This is a genomic window from Algoriphagus sp., from assembly GCF_024642405.1.
In the GTDB taxonomy this organism is placed as follows: domain Bacteria; phylum Bacteroidota; class Bacteroidia; order Cytophagales; family Cyclobacteriaceae; genus Algoriphagus.
Window position 1 is genome coordinate 1 of record NZ_JAHEBC010000020.1, and the last position, 18874, is coordinate 18874.

The 18874-nt window shown below is 36.3% G+C and carries 11 protein-coding genes; 8 read left to right on the forward strand and 3 right to left on the reverse strand.

The genetic code is table 11. From position 1 onward, the window contains the following. The 3 genes from Q0L68_RS02995 to Q0L68_RS03005 all read left to right on the forward strand — a co-directional run. On the forward strand, positions 1-754 hold a 754-nt coding region (locus Q0L68_RS02995; RefSeq protein ID WP_296699149.1), incomplete at its 5' end, for a hypothetical protein. 5 nt (positions 755-759) lie between these two features. After that, positions 760-7278 carry a hypothetical protein gene (locus tag Q0L68_RS03000; protein ID WP_296699151.1) on the forward strand — a complete coding sequence of 2173 codons (6519 nt, stop codon included), beginning with the start codon at positions 760-762 and terminating at the stop codon, positions 7276-7278. Continuing rightward, positions 7275-9203 (forward strand): hypothetical protein, encoded by a 1929-nt coding sequence (locus tag Q0L68_RS03005; RefSeq protein WP_296699154.1) that lies wholly within the window; start codon positions 7275-7277, stop codon positions 9201-9203. Before Q0L68_RS03000 ends, Q0L68_RS03005 begins: the two co-directional genes overlap by 4 nt. Positions 9204-9366: 163 nt before the next feature. On the opposite strand, the gene Q0L68_RS03010 is transcribed toward Q0L68_RS03005, so the two are convergent. Next, the gene (locus tag Q0L68_RS03010) at positions 9367-10362 is read right to left on the reverse strand and encodes a hypothetical protein (RefSeq protein ID WP_296699157.1); all 996 of its coding nucleotides are present in this window, start codon (positions 10360-10362) and stop codon (positions 9367-9369) included. A gap of 127 nt (positions 10363-10489) precedes the next feature. Here Q0L68_RS03010 and hemB point away from each other — a divergent pair, with 127 nt between their 5' ends. The 4 genes from hemB (at position 10490) to Q0L68_RS03030 (ending at position 15222) form a co-directional block, all read left to right on the forward strand. Beyond that, the gene (gene hemB, locus Q0L68_RS03015) at positions 10490-11464 is read left to right on the forward strand and encodes a porphobilinogen synthase (RefSeq protein WP_296699158.1); all 975 of its coding nucleotides are present in this window, start codon (positions 10490-10492) and stop codon (positions 11462-11464) included. 517 nt (positions 11465-11981) lie between these two features. Further along, on the forward strand, positions 11982-13277 hold the full coding sequence (amt, locus tag Q0L68_RS03020) for an ammonium transporter (RefSeq protein WP_296699187.1): 1296 nt from the start codon (positions 11982-11984) through the stop codon (positions 13275-13277). 102 nt (positions 13278-13379) lie between these two features. After that, entirely contained in the window at positions 13380-14570 is a 1191-nt protein-coding gene (locus Q0L68_RS03025; RefSeq protein ID WP_296699160.1) for a porin, read from the forward strand. A 292-nt stretch (positions 14571-14862) separates the two neighbouring features. Continuing rightward, complete coding sequence (locus Q0L68_RS03030; RefSeq protein WP_296699162.1) at positions 14863-15222, forward strand: hypothetical protein; 360 nt, start codon at positions 14863-14865, stop codon at positions 15220-15222. A 32-nt stretch (positions 15223-15254) separates the two neighbouring features. Here the strand turns inward: Q0L68_RS03030 and Q0L68_RS03035 are convergent, their stop codons facing one another. Further along, a complete protein-coding gene (locus Q0L68_RS03035; protein WP_296699164.1) occupies positions 15255-15629 on the reverse strand; it encodes a co-chaperone GroES family protein in 375 nt (124 codons plus the stop codon). A gap of 76 nt (positions 15630-15705) precedes the next feature. After that, entirely contained in the window at positions 15706-17625 is a 1920-nt protein-coding gene (gene dnaK / locus Q0L68_RS03040; protein ID WP_296699165.1) for a molecular chaperone DnaK, read from the reverse strand. A 436-nt stretch (positions 17626-18061) separates the two neighbouring features. Between dnaK and Q0L68_RS03045 the strand changes: the two genes are divergently transcribed. Continuing rightward, the gene (locus Q0L68_RS03045; protein ID WP_296699167.1) at positions 18062-18871 is read left to right on the forward strand and encodes an MOSC N-terminal beta barrel domain-containing protein; all 810 of its coding nucleotides are present in this window, start codon (positions 18062-18064) and stop codon (positions 18869-18871) included. The last annotated feature ends 3 nt before the right edge of the window (positions 18872-18874 follow it).

An 18874-nucleotide genomic window follows, 5' to 3' on the forward strand; every position in this document is an offset into this window, starting at 1 on the left:
AGAATTACTCTGGAGGGAATTTCCGACAGACATGCGTGGCAGTTACTTCCGACATTTCTGGGAATATGACAATGATCCTATGAACAGTGTCGAACTAGGAGATGATTATGAAGCATACGTCGATGCGATGCTCAATAATCAAAATGCACGTGCCGATATTAAGGAAATCCATAAATGGAACAAGGCTTTAGGGAAAAATGAAGAGAAGCCAGGCCCGGATCTCGTTCTTTTAATAAAAGGAGACTTGCTTAGAAAATATCCAAACACATTAGTATATGCTCAAAAAGCAGTCTATAAAAACGGAAATCCTGCTTTACCAAGACAATTGAGTGATTATGATGTGCCAAGTAATGTTAAGTGGCCGATAATAAGTGGAAGCATTGAGCCAGATGTGTATTTCTTTGGGTTTGAATTATCTCAAGAAGAGGCAAACGGAAACAGAACTAATAATCCCGGATGGTTCTTTGTTCTTAGAGAGAGACCCGGTCAGGTTAGCTTTGGACTAGATGATTTAGATGGAGCTTTAGATACTACTCCTGATAATTGGGATCAAGTGACTTGGGAACATATTACTGGAAACGCTGCCAATCAACCACCTTATTTAAAAATAAACGGAGTGAATATCAATCTCAGTTCGGGTGGTACAGGTCCAAGAGCTGCTCAGTGGGGTGCAAGTAGCAGCGATATGGCATTCATTCTTTATCAATCCCCGATTCTTTTTGCACGTCATGCTTCGACCATGCTAAACGATTAAGCGCTATGCCAATCCCAGAAATAGTAGGTAAATATAACGATCCGATTTTTCATCAAATCAAAACTGCTTTTAACCAGAAAAGCGATGATTTTCCTGTATTGATGTTACCCGTCCGTTTGGAAACTAAGTTTATGACTTATTCTAGGATAGTAAAACCCTTGACGCCGGGAAAAGGAAATACTAATGTCGCAGTTCAGGGTATTTATAAACTGATTTATGATATTCAAGTCTTTTTTGATTCGGTAGAAGAGAAAAAAATTAAAACTCCACAAATAGGAAGAAATATCACATCCTATCAGAAAAGTGTTCAACAGGTCAATGAAAAGTTAAATAAAATAGACGAAGCTAGTAGAGCTGATAAAGTAGTCTTAAGGGATGCTGTTCAAGATCTTTCTGCTATGGTTCAGTCAGTAGAGGTGACTAAAACCCTTGAGAAATCTAAAACTGATTTAAGTCAAGAAGTGGAAAGCTTAAGTAAGTCAGTTGAACGGATTAAAACTCCTTCTCGCAATATTTATGAAAAAGGAAAATTATACCTAGGTGCTTTAGAGAAACTCGAAAAAAGTATAGATGCAATTTTTGTTGCAAATAAAATAAATGCTGCGTCGCTAGATCAGGAACTCAAGAATATTGAAAAGCAGATAGAGGAAATGGATGTCATAGCTGATTCTCCCGATTTTAGGGCGACTGAGGAAATGATTAAAAAAATTCAGAGTAAAATTTCCTACATCAAGCGGCAGCATAAAAGCGGAAATGTCAGGTTGACGAACTTTAAAATTGGTTATACAGGTAAAAAAAATCTAAAGAAAGAAGAATACGATTTAAGAAAAAAGATTAATGCCTTAAAAACGAAAATCGATAAGGAAACTGTTCCTGTGGTAAGGTTTCGTGAAACATTGAAAACCTATCCAATCAAGCAGCTTAATAGCTTAATTATTAAGTCAAATTTTTTTCTTGCTGCAAAAAACAAGATTGGTATTAAGGATTATAAAACTTTATCTGGAGTTCAAAAGGAATTGTTTTCTCAATTAAAGGTGATACACAAGAACTCTCAATTACCTCTAAGTGGAGATTTACAAGAGGTCAATAGACTCAAATCCAGCTATTCAACACTAAAAAAACAATTGTTGATTTTTCAGAGTCGATCTAATAAAATTGTCCCAAAAACAAGAATAGAAAAGGCTGCCATATCAAGGCTAAAGAGTCAATTAGCTGAGTATTTGGAAGACTTTAAAGAGTTGGAGCCAGGATTTAAAAAAGTTGAAAACCAGATTTTGGCAGAAAATAAAATCCGCATCAGTAGTTTATCCTCAGTAGCCACAAGAAACCGGATATTGAATGCTCGGGATACTATTAAATTAAGTTCGGAAAAAGCCCCACAACAAACTTTAGTAGAGCTAAAAAAGCAACTTACAGACCTTCAAAGCAAAATAAAAACTACCACCTCCAGTACCATCCTTTTGCCACGTGGTGAATATGATCAATTGAAAAGTGCTTATTTCAGTCTGAGAGATCAAGTAAAAAATGTTCTTGATGCAAATCCACTTCCAGAAGCAGCTGGTACAAGGAACGAGGTAGAAGGGACCTTAATATCTATTGAAAATCAAATTCTTGATCAATTAGTAGATGTAAATGATCCTAGAGATCGATTCTTTGAGGAATACCGAAACAGAATTATTTTCACCATGGAAACTGTGGAAGTAAATGAATTGTGGGTTAGGATTTTTCCCGATGACATTGCTATAGATAATCATGATGAAAGGTTGACAGATGATGAAGAAACGGTTGCTCAGGATTTTTACTATGAGGTTTATAGCAAGTCTGAATCAGAAAGGGCATCTGCAAAATTGGGAGCCTGGAGAGCTGCTGCTTCAAGTTTAGGTGTGAGAAGAGCTGCTTTTGCTATTCGCGCAGTTGAGCCAAAAGAAATAAAAACTGGGAAAATTGAAACGATTAAAAATTCATTTGAAAAATTCTTAGTTAAAAATCTAGGGTACGAAAAAAGGGGATTGGCAAAAACAAGGAGTGATGCCCGGATTTCCAAATTAATGGGAAGCTTTGAGTCTGCTCCGAAGCAAATCAAAAAATTACTTAGTAAGACCAATTTTTCGCCTTGTATAGAGACTAAAGGAACATTAGATCTTTCAATTTCTTATTTCAGACAATTGATAGATCAACTGAATAGCTGGGTGACGGTCCGCACTTCTAAAGAGCAAAAATCTCAAATTGAGAAATTAGCTTTACTTATAAATGAATCTGGAAAAGTAGTTTATGAATATTATAAAGTCCATTTGATCGAATTGAATGAATCATTTAAACCAACTCTTACTTTTCCGGAAATAGAAAAGAAAACGAAGAGTTGGGATAGAGCAGGTTTTACAGAATCTTTACCCGATCGTTTTGTTGTCATTACCAAAAGGGGTGACCAATACCAGCATATTGTAACTGGGAAAACTGTCCAGAAACCTCTTCCTGTAAGTTTAGACCCAAGTGGTGATCAAGCTGAAAGATTCAAACATTTACCAAATGGTGATTTAGAAATTCCAGATGAAATCAATTGGATGTTTGATTTTAACGCTGCTGTTGAAGCGGGAATGGCTGTTAAAATTCCTTTGGATAAAGATGATTTGGAAAAGGGATTTGATCTTGTTATGGCTTATGGAGTGCAGAATAAAGATGCAATCGAAAGCCAAGAGCTAATCAATAGACTTTTCACAAATCATCTTTATAGCGATGGAGGCTTGGAATATTTACCTGCCGGGACAGCAACCAACAATACAGAAAATGTCAAATCTCCCTATCGGGCTTTGGATAATGATATGGATGGTGCATTTGATCTATTTTTCTCTGAAGTTGCTCCTCAATATTTAAATAGTTTTGATGCATCTAATGAGTTGAATATCACGGATGGACAATTTTTTAAGGAGGCAATTGGATTACCAAATGATATTGCTGATTTCATTCGAAATCATGATAAAAAAGATATCTGCAATGGTAGAGCCATGAATCGGGCTTTATTCAACTCTACTTTAAAGTATTATTTCAACGTGATGGTAAAGAATCTTTTAGGAGATTTTGATATTACCCAGACCATGTTGTTTATGCTCCATCATGTATCAGGGTTGGGTACCTTACCTGTATTCAGAGTAGATAATCAACCTTATGGAGTTTTACCAGTTACTCCAATTAAACTGTTTAAATCTCAAGGAGCGGCGAATAAAGGAACCGAATCAAATTATATCAAAAATCTGACACTGTTTTTAAAACAAACTAAAGTCGCATTTGAACTTTTTAATAAAGATGCCATCAATATCAATAGTGAAAAATATGGTGCAGATCCCCAAGCTGAGTTTTTGAAAATTTTGGGAATGGAGCCTCTTTCTAAGGAATTTTTCTTCCGATTTGGTGTGAATGCAGCAAATAGATGGCAAGAACCCGAGGAAGAAGGTTTAGGATTTAATGTGAACTGGGATCACATAATCGATAAATTCAGTCCTTCAGAAATAGGAGCAAATTATAATTTACTCTTGAAAGGATTGGGGCATACTACTTCCGCAACTCAAACAAATGCCATTTCAAAAACCCCGATTTATAAAAATAGATTTACGGAGGGAAATTTTATACTCGGGCATTTAGTCCAGGATCCCAAAATCGGATCAGAAAAACTGGCCACGACTGACAAAGGTAAAAATTACATCGAATGGCTTCTTGAAACTAGTAATTTGGCAGACTTGATTCAATTAAAATTTTCTGATCTACCAAAAGTAGAAGTTGATGGGGAGGAACAAGTCCAATATTCAGTTTTAATGGCGATGTTAAGAGGAGCTTGGGTCTATGATCGTAGTATCTATGCTCGTAGAGCTTTGGAGAAAATCAAGGAGTTAAATGTTGATGAATTAGAAAGGTTATTAGCCTCCCATATTGATTTAGTGAGTTATCGATTAGATGCTTGGTTGACAGGTTTATCTGACTATAGATTGAGGGAACTCCGCAAAGTCAAGTCAACTGGTACTTATTTGGGCGCTTATGGCTTTGTTCATGATTTAAAAAAGTCAGAAGGTCCAGATATAGTTAAAAATAATTTACCGAAAGGACTTGAATCATCCAATGGGCAGGTAGTAAAAGAACTGGCAGATAGCCAAGGGTTTATCCATGGTCCAAGTATGAATCATGCAGTTACTGCTGCGGTTTTGAGAGCTGGTTATAACTCTATTAAAGAAAAAGGAGACGGTAATAATGCCCTCTCTATTAATCTAACCTCGAAAAGAATCAGAATGGCCCTCCATTTATTAGAAGGGGTTGGGAATGGTCAAGAGACAGGAGCTCTTTTGGGATATATGTTTGAAAGAGCGCTCCATGAAAAATATGAAGATGGAACTGGAAAACCATTGGAAATGGATGTATATATCTATCGATTGAGAAGAAAATTCCCTACATATTCTGATAGTTCAGTAGATCCTACAAATACAGCTCAATCTGAAGCGATCAAGGCTGCAAACGTGGTAGATGGCTTAGCATTGGTTGATCATATTGAAAGTGAACTTGAAAAAGTCGGGCTTTGGAACCCGGATAAAACTTTCGTGGAAAATATTATTAATGATCAGGTTTCGCCAATAAGTTTTAGAGGTTATCCTTGGGGATTAGCAAGTCAACTTCCAAATCCAGCAAATCCAAGTACAGGTTCAAATGCAAACCTTGAACGCAAAAAATTAAGAGCGATTGTACACGAATTAGACAATATGGCTGATGCTATCGATTCTTTAGGAGATTTGGTTACCGCAGAAGGTGTTTACCAACTAGTACGTGGAAATCATGTCAGAGCAAGTGCAGTGTTGAACTCGATTTCGGAGGGAAAAGTACCTCTTGACCCCGAGATAATTAAAAGTATGCGACAAGGAGTAATGGTTACTCAAAGAGCTTTACTTCAGATTCCTGTTGCTGCAAATTCTAATTCTCCCTGGGCTGGAATCCCTGTTAGCCCAAAAAGTAAAGCAGAGCCATCTTTGAATAATTGGTTGGCTTCAAAAATTGGTGATCCCGATAAAATATCATGGAAAGCATCTTTTGGAGATACTGAAACAAGTATGAGCCTAATTGATTTGGGTCTACAGGCTATTGACTTGGTACTTTTAATTACAACAGGAGGAGATGAAAGTCAAAATGAATTACAAGCAAGGGCAATTGATTTCCTAAAAGAAAATGGAGCTGCAGAAGATGATGAGATTGAATTAAAATTTAATGAGGCTGCTAATTCTTCTGATTTGAGTTTTGGGGAAATAGTATCGTTAATTCAGCATTTGGGTAAAGTTATTGGAGCTGCAAGAGGAGCAGATGCAAGAGATTATAGAATAGCAGAAGATGATTTGAATTTTGGGCCAGTTGCTCCTGGAATAGATACTGATGATTTATTAGCAAGAATGACAGATGCTGTTAATGATTACCAGAGTCTTTATGATTCCTTATCTCCTTTTGAATTATCAAAAACTTCTTATAGCCAATCTGAAAAAGAATTGGCAATTAGTTCACTAAAATTATTAACCAAATACGGGTTTTCTGGATTTTACCCTACCGATCCAAATGAAGATATTTTGACTTTGGCCCAAAGAATAATTTCTGCCAAATCTAAAATGGAAGAGAATCTTGCCTTTGCTCAAGTGAAATTTTCAGAATTGGAATTAGAAGTGGATCAAGGCAAATGGGTTAGTTTTATGACCGATTTTTCATCTAAATTCTTTGGAAGCGGATTTAAAATGCTTCCTAACGTCACAATTTCGAATGAGGCTGATCTCATTGGGCAGATGAATTTATCTGTTGCAGATGGCCCGCTGAGAAATCACCCAGAAAGCTATCCCCAAGATTGGTGGTCAGGTATTTCTCTTGTTAGAAATAGATTAGGCCATTTAGAAACTGTTTCCATGCTAGGAGAGGTTTTCAAAGATGCTCCGATAAGCCTTAAGCCAATTCAATTGCCATTTGAGATGAATAATCTCCCTCCTGTAAATGAAAGAGATTATTGGATTGGAGCTTCTTTTCCCGATACCTATAAGCCAGATGGGGACAGATTGTCTTTATTGATTTTTGAAAGGGAAAACTTACAGCAAGTCAGCGTAGGATTAATGCTAGATGAATGGATGGAAATAATTCCAGATGAAAAGGAAACTACAGGGATAGCGTTTCACTTTAATCAGCCTGACTCTAGAGCTCCTCAAAATCTTTTACTTGCTGTGCCTCCAGAAAAAACTGGAACTTGGGATTTTGAGCAATTAGCGCTATGCGTTGAAGAAGCCTTTAACCTTGCAAAATTAAGATCTGTGGAACCCGATCAGGTTGATGATTCTATGTTCTCCCAGTTGCTTCCTGCCACGGCTACACTGGCATTTGGTGATGATAAATTTGCACAGGAATTGGCATCATCCGATGACAATCCTGATAACGATCCTCAACCCGAGGATGAGGAAAGCCTAGGCTATTTCATTGATTATACAAGTGTAAATGTTGGACACGAACCGGAAGAATTATCATGAGTATTAAATATCAGGCATGTGAACCGTTTAGGGCGTACAACCGATTAGAAGGTCGTCCTCGAGAGGAAGAGTTGGATGATTCGCTGGCTGCGAAAGTACACGATCCTTTATGGATGCTAGCGAGGCAATTTCAATTTGGAGAGTTAAAGGGAGAGGACGCAGGATCGGCAATTTTCGCTAAAGCAGCTATCAATACAGTAAGGATGACATCTTTTACAGGTGCAAATGGTTTGAAAACGCCTTACTCGGAGGCGATACCATTGGAGACAAGAGTGGAGCGTATCATCCCAGAGATTGATCTAAAAATGGCTGTCAGATTTGGGAAGAAGTTTTTACAGCTATTAGATGAAGAGGGGAGTAATGCTCCCGCAAGCCAAGGTTATGTAATTGGCATGTATAAAAATTCATTTTTAGAAAAGTTTCCTTTTGTTATTCCTAAAATAGAAGAAGGAGAAACGGCACAAGAGACTACAGTTAAAGCTAGGAGTTTAAGTTTACAACAAGCATCTGCTTTCCTTCGGGCTATGGCTGGGAGAGCATTGAATGGTAGAGCACTTTGGTTTTATCTAGATCGGGATTTTTCTAATATAAACGCACTTGTAATAACAGGGAATCAAGCACCTACCCTTGATAAATTTATTCTTTCGAAACATAAAACTATAGCACAGGAAGCCTCTAAAAAATGGATTGAGTTCGTAGTTAGTGAATTGAATTTACCTGAAAACAGTCAGGATGACTCTTGGCTAAATAATAGGTTGGAATATACCTTCAGAACTTCGATAAACGAAGGGGATGGTACTGAGACTGAATTAAAGGCAGATGAATATTTTCAAGGGCATCTTGATTGGTATTCCTTTGATGTTGCTAATGAAAAAGAAGAGGGAAGTAGTTCCATAGATGAGTCTATCAGAAAAAGAGAAGTATTGACAGTAATACCATCTGAGGCAAGTTTTGCGGGAATGCCAAATTCTAGGTGGTGGGAAATGGAAGATGGTTCAATTGATCTTGGAAATTTAAAAGCTTCTGACACCGATATTGCCAAAATACTCGTAACCCAATATGCACTTCAGTACAGTAATGATTGGCTTTCTATTCCCTATGATATACCAACAGGTACATTTGCAGAAGTAGAAGGGATTTTAGTTAGAGACACCTTTGGACAGAATTACTTTGTAGATGCTGCACATAAAAACGGCGAAAGCTGGAATGAATGGAATATGTACTCATTGACAGTCGATAAAGGGGAATTTGAGACGCCCGCATTCGATAAGAGAATACTGCTTCCTGCAGCAGCAGTCAAGACCCTAGAAAGTGAAGCTATTGAAGAAATAAAATTCATTAGAGATGAAATGGCCAACATGGTTTGGGGCATTGAGTCCAGAATTCCAGATAGTTTAGGTGGAGGTATGGATGGTTATGAGGCGGCAAGGAACCTTACTTCAGAATTTGAGCGACTAATTCAGGAGGATGAGGTAGAAGAAGAGATAGTTTTACCTGAAATAAATTTGAATGCTGTTGACAGTAGGGCGACAACATATAAACCTCAGCTGAAATATCAATTGGGAAATAGTGTGAGTGAAAACTGGATACCATTTATTGCTGTTCACCAAACAGGATCGAATCGTGAAATCCATTTTCAAAGGGCATCAATGCCAAGAATAATGGAAATATTTGACCCTCATGCTATTAGACCTAGAACTCTACTTTTAAGAGATGGCATCAATGATGACGATAGTCAGAAAACACCGTTTTTTATCAATGAGGAAGAAATCCCAAGATCTGGAGTAAAATTAACGGGAACCTATCAGAGAACCAGATGGTATAATGGAAAAATTGTTTCTTGGTATGGTAGAAGGAAGATGACAGGTAGAGGTGAAGGAAGCAGTGGATTAAGGTTTGATTTAGTATTGGATAACAAAGAGTAAATCGTTAAATTCATGATGTGAAAATAGAATTAGAATATTTAAGATAAACGCACTTCGGTGTTAGGAATCTGAGCAAGCAAGAGAAGAAAACAGGAAATTGAAACTTGAATAACAGCAAAACGAAGAGTAATGCTTTGACACTCTGTAGGCACAGTGGCGTCTTCTACGGGAGACGTTTTTTTTTGTCTAAATTTTTAATCAATTCTTCTGCTGTTTTGTCGATATCAAGATTATTCAAACTAAAATCAAAATTTTGAGAGAGAATAGATTGATAAGAATCTGTTTTATCAAAGTACTCAATAAGTCTTTCAGCAACTTTATTATATTTTTTTTGTTCCAGATCACATGTTATTTGAGATGAAACATCCTTTCCTATCCGAAATTTTAATTTTTCAATTCCGTCCTTGATTTTAAAATCATTCTTACCAGCATATTCTTTTATTAACCTTTTTACCCGCTCTTCTTTTGAAAGTGTTAGTCTCACCTTTATTCCATTTTCTAATGACTCTGTCAGAGAAAGGGGGATAATATTTTTACCAAGGCTAAATTTTTCTGATTCGACAAATATTAATTTCACTTTGTCAAAACCACTTAAAATATGAGCAAGATTAATAATAAAAGATTCCTGACTGGGCTGATTTTTATTCGATAAATTTCCAAATATTGAACCATTATGTCTTGCTATTTCCTCAAGATTCAGAATCTGTTCACCTTTTTTTTCCAGATTTTTCAATAAATCAGTTTTACCGACTCCAGTCTCTCCATAGAGGATTACAAATTGGTATTTCAATTTAAAAATACTCTCAGCCTCTTTTAAAAGTCCTTTAATTCCACCCTTATAGATAAATACGTTTATTGTGGGTTGATAATGTTGCCAAATAGCCTGAGCGATATAAAACGGACTTTCATCAAATAGTAAAATGGGATTATTTTTCAAAAAAATAGGAGAAAGGCTTTCAATTCTTTTCATAATTTCTTCACCAATAACACTTGAAAAACCTAACCTTCTTAATTTTTTCAATTCCTTTTCGGTATAAAAAAAATGACTTGTCATTCTTGGAATAGGAAAGATAACCCTAGCTTCAATCGGGCGTATGTCCATACAATCATATTTTTCCCAACTGCCAAAAATCGAATTAATATATTTGATAGGATTCATAAAAATGGATTGATCTACTAAATTACTAAAATGAAAAGACTAGCCTTTATGGTAGATTGATAAATTCGGAATCATTTCAAGGAAAAATTTCTCTGTAGTACCTTTATGCACGAAAACAAAAAAATCAATGAATAGACGCCCAAGAAGAAACAGGAAATCAAATGTGGTAAGAAATCTAATCCAAGAGACTTCTGTTTCTGTAAATGATTTAATTTTTCCTTTGTTTTTAATCGAAGGGAATAAGAAAAAGGTGGAAGTAAGTTCAATGCCAGGCATCTATCGATTTTCAATAGATACCATGTTGACTGAAATCGAATCATGTTTAAAATTAGGAATTAGCTCATTTGATGTTTTTCCTGCCTATCCTGAAGAGTTAAAGGATACAGTCGCCAGTGAAAGTTACAATCCTGAGACCTTTTATTTAAAAGGTCTAAGAGAAATAAAGAAAGAGTTCCCTGAAGTTTGTCTTATGTCAGATGTAGCCATGGATCCCTATAGCAGTGATGGTCATGATGGGATTGTAAGAGATGGGAAAATCGTGAATGATGAGACTCTAGAGATCTTAAGCAGAATGTCATTGGCGCAGGCAGATGCCGGAGTAGATATCATTGGCCCCTCTGATATGATGGATGGGAGGGTTGGCTTTATTCGCAATGCATTAGATGAAAATGGATTCACAGATGTCTCAATAATGTCTTATACTGCCAAATATGCAAGCGCATTCTATGGGCCGTTTAGAGATGCTCTTGACTCTGCTCCAAAATTTGGAGATAAGAAAACGTATCAAATGGATTATTCTAATGCAAAAGAGGCTTTGATAGAAGCTGATCTAGATGTAGAAGAAGGAGCAGATTTTTTAATGGTGAAACCTGCGCTATCTTATCTAGATATTATAAAGAGCCTAAGCGAAAATTATCCATTACCGATTGCAGCTTATAATGTGTCAGGAGAATATAGCATGGTAATGGCAGCGGCAGAAAAGGGATGGCTTGACTCAGGCCGTGCTATGCTGGAAATTTTGACGAGTATTAAGAGGTCTGGAGCCAAAATAATTTTAACATACTTTGCTAAAGAATTTGCCCAAATAAATTCAAAAAAATAATATTGGTTTAAAAAATATGCTAAAACCGGATTTATCCGGTTTTTTTTATAATACATGGTTAAAAATAGAAACCATTTTCTTTTAATTTTCTTCATAATTAAAAAACAAGGTTAAAAAAAATATAAAAAAAGTAAAATTTATATTTTTTGTAAAATTCAGTATATAGATTAAAATATTGAAAAATGTATTTTTTAAGAATATTATTATGTTTTTGACCCTTTTAAACCACTAAAATTTCAAAATGCCTATTTTGGAATCGTTTGCAAAGAATTTTACCTACATTTTCCAAATAATATTTTTTTTTCAATTGGTGTATCAAAATAAACCAATATTGATGTTTTGTTAATGAATTTGTAAAAAATAGGGTAAAAACTATACTAAAAACTAAATAAATATCACATTTTTTGAAAAAACATATTTGTTTTATTGGTATTAATTGATTTACATTCGTTTGGAATTTTATTCTCAAACCTATTATAAATTCTGAAAATCATTTCAAAATTTCTAAAAACCTATGATGTATTTCGCTCCCCTGTTGGCCCAAGATGCGGCCGCGACAATGGATATTTCTGCTGAGTTGACGCAGAATATCCTCACGACAAACAATGTTTGGATGATGCTTTCTACTGCCCTTGTATTTATTATGCATTTGGGCTTTGCAGGAGTAGAAGCTGGCTTCGGTCAAGCTAAGAACACAGTAAATATTTTATTTAAGAATACTGTGACTCCAATAATTGGGATTTTATCCTACTCTGCTGTTGGATTCTATCTTATGTATCCAGGATTCGAAACACCAGGATGGTTCAGTTTTGATTCTGCCGGCTGGAGTATGTTTTGGTTCTCACCTGGGGACGCTGATGTCTCTGCAGATTATGCAAGTGCTGGCTATACTTATTGGACAGACTTCTTGTTTCAGGCGATGTTTGCGGCTACTGCAGCAACCATTGTTTCTGGTGCTATAGCAGAACGTGTTAAACTCTGGGCATATTTGATTTTCACTTTGTTCTTTGTTGGCCTAGTTTACCCGATAATTGGTAGCTGGAAGTGGGGCGGTGGAGCTCTTGATGCTATGGGTTTCTATGATTTTGCAGGAAGTACTCTTGTTCACTCAGTTGGTGGATGGGGTGCATTGGCAGGGGTTATTTTAGTTGGACCAAGAATCGGTAAATATGTAAATGGAAAAACAGTAGATAAGCCTGGGGCGTCTGTTCCTTTGGCTGTCATTGGTGTTTTCTTACTGTGGTTAGGTTGGTTTGGCTTTAACGGCGGATCTGTTCTATCTGCTGATCCTGCCTTGGTTTCTTTTGTATTGGTTACAACTTGTTTAGCTGCCTGTGCAGGTGGAATGGGTGGTTTCTTAGCAGGTTATTTTGTGTTTAAGAGACTTGATTTAGGTATGGTACTAAATGGAGTTTTAGCTGGGCTTGTTGGGATTACCGCTGGTGCAGACGTAATTAATCCAGGTTCTGCTGTAATTGTTGGCTTTATTGCTGGAATTCTTGTTGTACTATCTGCTGTATTATTAGATAGTCTAAAATTAGATGATGTAGTGGGTGCAGTTTCAGTTCACCTAACTTGTGGTGTTTGGGGTACATTAGCTGTTGGGATTTTTTCTACAAACCCCGAACACTCATTTTTAACTCAGTTAACTGGTGTGGCAATTTGTGGAGTAACTGCTTTTGTCTCAGCTTTCGTGATTTTCTATGTTTTAAAAGTGACTGTCGGTATTCGAGTTTCTGAAGAACATGAGAAAAGTGGATTGGATTCACATGAGCATGGTATACGTGGATATACTATTGTTTATGACGAATAGCCTTCAAAAAAACACCCCACCAAAAGAAAAAAACGCGACTCTCTTTCTAATTGGCAGGGCTTCAGGTCAACTATCTATTATTAACCTTCAATTAAAATTAAAATGAAAAATATACAACTACTAATATTCGGATTACTGTTCTCGATATCTTATGCAAGTTTTGGACAAGAGGTAATTATTGTTGAAGAAGAGAAGGAACCCTCGAAATTTACATTCTCAGGTTCTGTAGATGCTTATTTCAGAACAAATTTTAATGCTCCAAATAAAGGAGAAAATTTTCAGGCTCCAGCCTCATCATTTGGAAATCTTCCAGGTTTCTCATTAGGAATGGCAAATATTATTGCTACTTATGAAGGTGAGAAAGTTGGTGCTGTTGCAGATTTAGTTTTTGGCCCTAGGGGTGAGGACGCTGTTTTTGGATCTCCTTTATATGCTGGAGGAATGGCAGGTAGCTCTCAAATTGTCAATCAGCTTTATGTGTATTGGAATGTGTCTGATGTTGTTACTTTAACTTTCGGAAACTTTAATACATTTTTAGGTTATGAAGTAATTTCACCTACAGCAAATTTCAATTACTCAACTTCTTATATGTTTTCATATGGGCCTTTTTCTCATACTGGTTTGAAAGCAGATTTTGCATTGTCAGATAAATGGTCTTTGATGGCTGCTGTAATGAATCCAACAGATATGACCGAGTTTAACTTGAATGGGACGTATACTTATGGTGCCCAGCTTGGTTATTCTACAGATGCAGGAAGCACATTTTTGAATTTCGTCTATGGTGATCAAGATGGTAAATTAGATACCGATGGCGGTGGATTAATTCCTGGTCAATCTTCCTTAGGTAATACATTCCAGGTAGATTTAACTACAGGTTTTAATCTTTCGGAGTCCTTGTATTTAGGAGTAAATACTACCTATAATACAACTTCATCTGGTGAAGTTTTTAATGGAAGTGATGCAACTGATATAGATGGAGATGGAGCGGGATTTTATGGGTTTGCTGGTTATTTACAAGCAGCAACTTCTGAAAATTTTGCCATAGGACTTAGAGGTGAATATTTTAGCGTTTTCAATAGTGGCCTAGATGGCGTGGTTGGAACAAATGGTGATGGAGACGGAAATGTTTTCGCAATTACTCTTTCAGGCAATGCAAAAATTGGAAATAATCTAACATTGATTCCCGAAATTAGGTTGGATTCAATGAGTGAGGATAATTTCTTTTTAAATAAAGATTTAGCAGGAAGTAAAAGTTTGTCGTCATTTTTATTAGCGGCAGTATTTTCTTTCTAAAGATTAAACAGGGTCTATTGTCAATAAAGCCGGGGTGATTTTCATCTCGGTTTTTTTATTTTGTAGTCAAAAATTTGAAATACTGCATTTATTTAATACTTGGTTTTTGTAAATAACATTCCAGAATTAATTTCTAAGATTTTTTTTAAACCGAATAACCTTAGAAAAATCAATATTTTTCGGAATTTAATTTGTGTTTATTCATATTTTCATTTAAAAAATATTGTTTCAAGTGAAACTAAAATTTAATATATGAGTTATATTGGGTGAGATTAAACCCAAATATAATTAGATGAAAAGACCGTTCTTGATTTTGGCGGCCATGTTTATTGTAGCTGCATCTTATTCCCAGAATTTAACTGGGCCAAAAGCTAAAAATGCTAAGGTTTCAGAAAAGACAAAGAATTCTTTAGCCATAGTCTATTACGACACTCCTTCAGACTTGAAAGGACCTAAAGCTAAAAACACTAAGGTATGGGAAAGGTCTGGTAGTCAATCTTTTATTTATACACGGAGTATTATTGATGATCCAAAAGGTCTAAAAGCGAAAAACAGAAAAGTTTGGGAAGATCCTGAGTTTTCGGTAACTGGTTCAAAAGCAAGTTATATTCTTCCAAAATCAATGAGACCACGTAAATATTGGTGGCATTAAAAGATAAAAAGCCGAGGGACTCGGCTTTATATTTATAATTCTTGTTCTCTTTCAAGCATAAGTATTGAGCTTTGAGGTACGATATGGAATTTTTCTCCCTCATAAATTACCTCAAAAGAACCATTTAATAAAAAAATAGCTAAATCTCCTTCTTTTGCCTGTAGCGGAACATATTTAACATTCTCATCTTTATCCATCCATGGTTCACGATCTTCAGTAGGCATGGGAATCGGGTAACCCGGTCCTGTTTTAATGATATAGCCTTGCTGGACTTTCTCTTTTTCCTGAACTCCGGGAGGTAAATATAATCCGGAACCGGTTTTTTCATTTGGTTTCTTAAGCTTGATAAGAACCCTGTCTCCAACTACAATCAGATTTTTTAACTTATTTTCAGCTGTCAGTTCCATCTTTAATTCTTTAATATAAACAAATAACGGCACCTGTTAAATTAACAGATGCCGCTTTGAGTTGGTTTAGACTATCTTATTTTTTGTCCTCACTTACTTCTTCGTAATCCACATCAGAGACTCCATCTCCCGCTGTATTTTGGTCAGATCCAGCATTTACATCAGGACCTTGTTGTGCACCTTCTGCGCCAGCAGCATTGTACATTTCCTGAGAAGCAGCTTCCCATGCTTTATTCAATCCTTCCATAGCAGAATCAATTCCTTCTATGTTTTGAGATTGATGAGCAGCTTTTAAAGTCTCTAAAGCAGAACTGATAGCCGTTTTATTTCCTTCAGAAAGTTTATCTCCGTATTCCTTCAATTGCTTTTCAGTCTGGAATACAAGGCTATCTGCTTGATTCAACTTATCGATTTTTTCTTTTTCAGCCTTATCTGCTGCAGCATTTGCTTCAGCTTCATTCTTCATTCTGTCGATTTCTTCTTGAGAAAGTCCAGAAGAAGCTTCAATCTTAATTTTTTGCTCTTTTCCAGTTCCTTTATCTTTTGCAGATACATTTAGGATACCATTCGCATCAATGTCGAACGTAACTTCGATTTGAGGAACCCCTCTTTGTGCCGGTGGAATATCAGAGAGTTGGAATCTTCCAATAGTTCTGTTATCCTTGGCCATTGATCTTTCTCCCTGAAGAACATGGATATCAACGGCTGGCTGATTGTCAGCTGCTGTAGAGAAAACCTCAGATTTTTTAGTAGGAATTGTTGTGTTGGACTCGATCAATTTGGTGAATACTCCACCCATAGTTTCGATACCTAAAGAAAGTGGAGTTACGTCTAGAAGAAGTACATCTTTCACCTCACCTGTTAATACACCACCTTGGATAGCGGCACCAATAGCTACCACTTCATCTGGATTTACCCCTTTAGAAGGTTTTTTACCAAAGAATTTCTCAACTTCCTCCTGGATTTTAGGAATTCTAGTTGATCCACCAACTAAGATTACTTCGTCGATTTCTGAAGGATTCATTCCTGCATCTGCCAATGCTTTCTTACAAGGCTCCATAGATCTTCTAACTAGATCTTCAGAAAGTTGCTCGAATTTCGCCCGGCTTAAAGTCCTAACCAAGTGCTTTGGTCCAGTTTGAGTTGCAGTAATGTATGGTAAGTTGATTTCAGTCGAAGCTGAGCTAGAAAGCTCAATTTTAGCTTTTTCAGCAGCTTCTTTCAATCTCTGAAGTGCCATTGGGTCTTGTCTCAGGTCAATTTGCTCTTCGCTTTTAAATTCATCTGCAAGCCAATTGATTATTACTTGATCAAAGTCATCACCACCTAGGTGAACATCACCATTGGTAGATTTTACTTCGAATACTCCATCACCAAGTTCCAATACAGAAATATCAAATGTACCACCACCTAGGTCATACACTGCTATTTTCATGTCTGTGTTCTTCTTGTCCATCCCGTATGCCAATGCCGCAGCAGTAGGCTCGTTGATGATTCTTTTTACTTCAAGACCAGCTATTTGTCCAGCTTCTTTAGTCGCCTGACGCTCTGAATCATTGAAGTAAGCTGGTACAGTAATTACTGCTTCAGTCACTTCTTGACCTAAGAAATCCTCTGCGGTAGTCTTCATTTTTTGAAGAATCATCGCAGAAAGCTCCTGAGGAGTGTAAGATCTATCTCCAATTTTAACTACAATTGTGTCATTAGATCCCTTTTCTACTTTATAAGAAGCATGTTTTTTCTCTTCAGAAACTTCAGAGAATTTTTTGCCCATGAATCTTTTAACAGAAGATATAGTATTTGCGGGGTTAGTGATTGCTTGACGCTTTGCAGGATCGCCTACTTTTCGTTCACCATTTCCGTTGTCAAGAAAAGCTACGATTGAAGGTGTGGTCCTTCTTCCTTCGCTGTTTTGAATGACTACAGGCTCATTACCCTCCATTACGGCTACGCAGGAGTTGGTTGTGCCCAAGTCTATGCCGATAATTTTTCCCATAATTATATGTTATTAAGTTGTTTCGTTGAGTTACTTTCTCCTTTCTTCAATGGATGTGCCATAGCGAAAAAGTATTGGTTTTGTGTCAGATTGTCAGAAAGATTGACATGTACAAAAGTGTGCTTTTCCAGATATGTCATTTGAGATGCATATTTTTTCCAATTCTGACAGAGATCAAATTTTATTGACAATGGATTGCAACCTTTATTGAAAAGTTTGCATCTACTTCATTATAATGAAGGAATTTTTTAAAGGAAATAAAGAGCGATATAAATGGATTTTGGTCTTAATATTTGGGACTCTACTTATCCAGGTAAATAACCAATGGGAAATAATTCCTTTTTGTTGGGAGTTTTTTAAATCCCATATTTCCATCAGTCTGAAAGAATATTTAGGTTAATCTATTCATTCCACCTTAACTCTCTTATTTTTAGACATGAATTCACACTTGACAGTCCAAGATATTTTTATTTATCCCATTAAATCATTGGGAGGAGTTCGATTAGAAGAGGCCTGGGCAGAGGAAAAAGGCCTTCAATATGATAGACGGTGGATGTTGGTTAGCGAAGATGGTAATTTTATCAGTCAAAGAGAATATCCATATTTAGCCTTATTGCAAATAGCAATAGCTCATGATTCTTTATTGGTTTTTGATAAGAAAAATAGATCAAGTCAAATAAGAATCCCTTTTGAGCAGTTTTTGGATGAAAAAATTGAAGTTACGATTTGGGATGATCAAGTAACTGCTGTGAAAGTTGGAACTGAATTCGATCGTTGGTTCAGTGAAAAACTAGGGATTAATGTGTTTTTAGTAAAAATGCCTGAAACGACTTTAAGAAAAGTTGATCCTAAATATGCGAAAAATGGTGAAACTGTAAGTTTTGCGGATGGGATGCCATACTTGATTATTGGGCAGTCCTCTCTTGACGACCTTAACTCGAAACTTGAAAACCCTGTTCCAATGAATCGATTTAGGCCAAATATTGTATTTTCCGGCGGAAAAGCTTTTGATGAGGATAAGATGTATTCTATAAGAATCGGTGATTTAGAATTTAGCATTATAAAACCTTGTGCTCGCTGTGTATTGACTACTGTTGATCAGAATTCAGGTAAAAAAGGTAAAGAACCATTAAAAACTTTATCAAGTTATAGGACAAGCAATAATAAAGTGCTTTTTGGACAGAATATGGTTGCTATGAGTGTGGGGAAGATCTATGTTGGAGACCCAATAATCGTTATGGATTAATAA

Coding starts and splice junctions, on each gene's coding strand:
- dnaK (WP_296699165.1), bottom strand. CDS start 17,625: ATGGGAAAAATTATCGGCATAGACTTGGGCACAACCAACTCCTGCGTA.
- Q0L68_RS03000 (WP_296699151.1), top strand. CDS start 760: ATGCCAATCCCAGAAATAGTAGGTAAATATAACGATCCGATTTTTCAT.
- Q0L68_RS03045 (WP_296699167.1), top strand. CDS start 18,062: ATGAATTCACACTTGACAGTCCAAGATATTTTTATTTATCCCATTAAA.
- amt (WP_296699187.1), top strand. CDS start 11,982: ATGTATTTCGCTCCCCTGTTGGCCCAAGATGCGGCCGCGACAATGGAT.
- Q0L68_RS03005 (WP_296699154.1), top strand. CDS start 7,275: ATGAGTATTAAATATCAGGCATGTGAACCGTTTAGGGCGTACAACCGA.
- Q0L68_RS03035 (WP_296699164.1), bottom strand. CDS start 15,629: ATGGAACTGACAGCTGAAAATAAGTTAAAAAATCTGATTGTAGTTGGA.
- hemB (WP_296699158.1), top strand. CDS start 10,490: ATGAATAGACGCCCAAGAAGAAACAGGAAATCAAATGTGGTAAGAAAT.
- Q0L68_RS03030 (WP_296699162.1), top strand. CDS start 14,863: ATGAAAAGACCGTTCTTGATTTTGGCGGCCATGTTTATTGTAGCTGCA.
- Q0L68_RS03010 (WP_296699157.1), bottom strand. CDS start 10,362: ATGAATCCTATCAAATATATTAATTCGATTTTTGGCAGTTGGGAAAAA.
- Q0L68_RS03025 (WP_296699160.1), top strand. CDS start 13,380: ATGAAAAATATACAACTACTAATATTCGGATTACTGTTCTCGATATCT.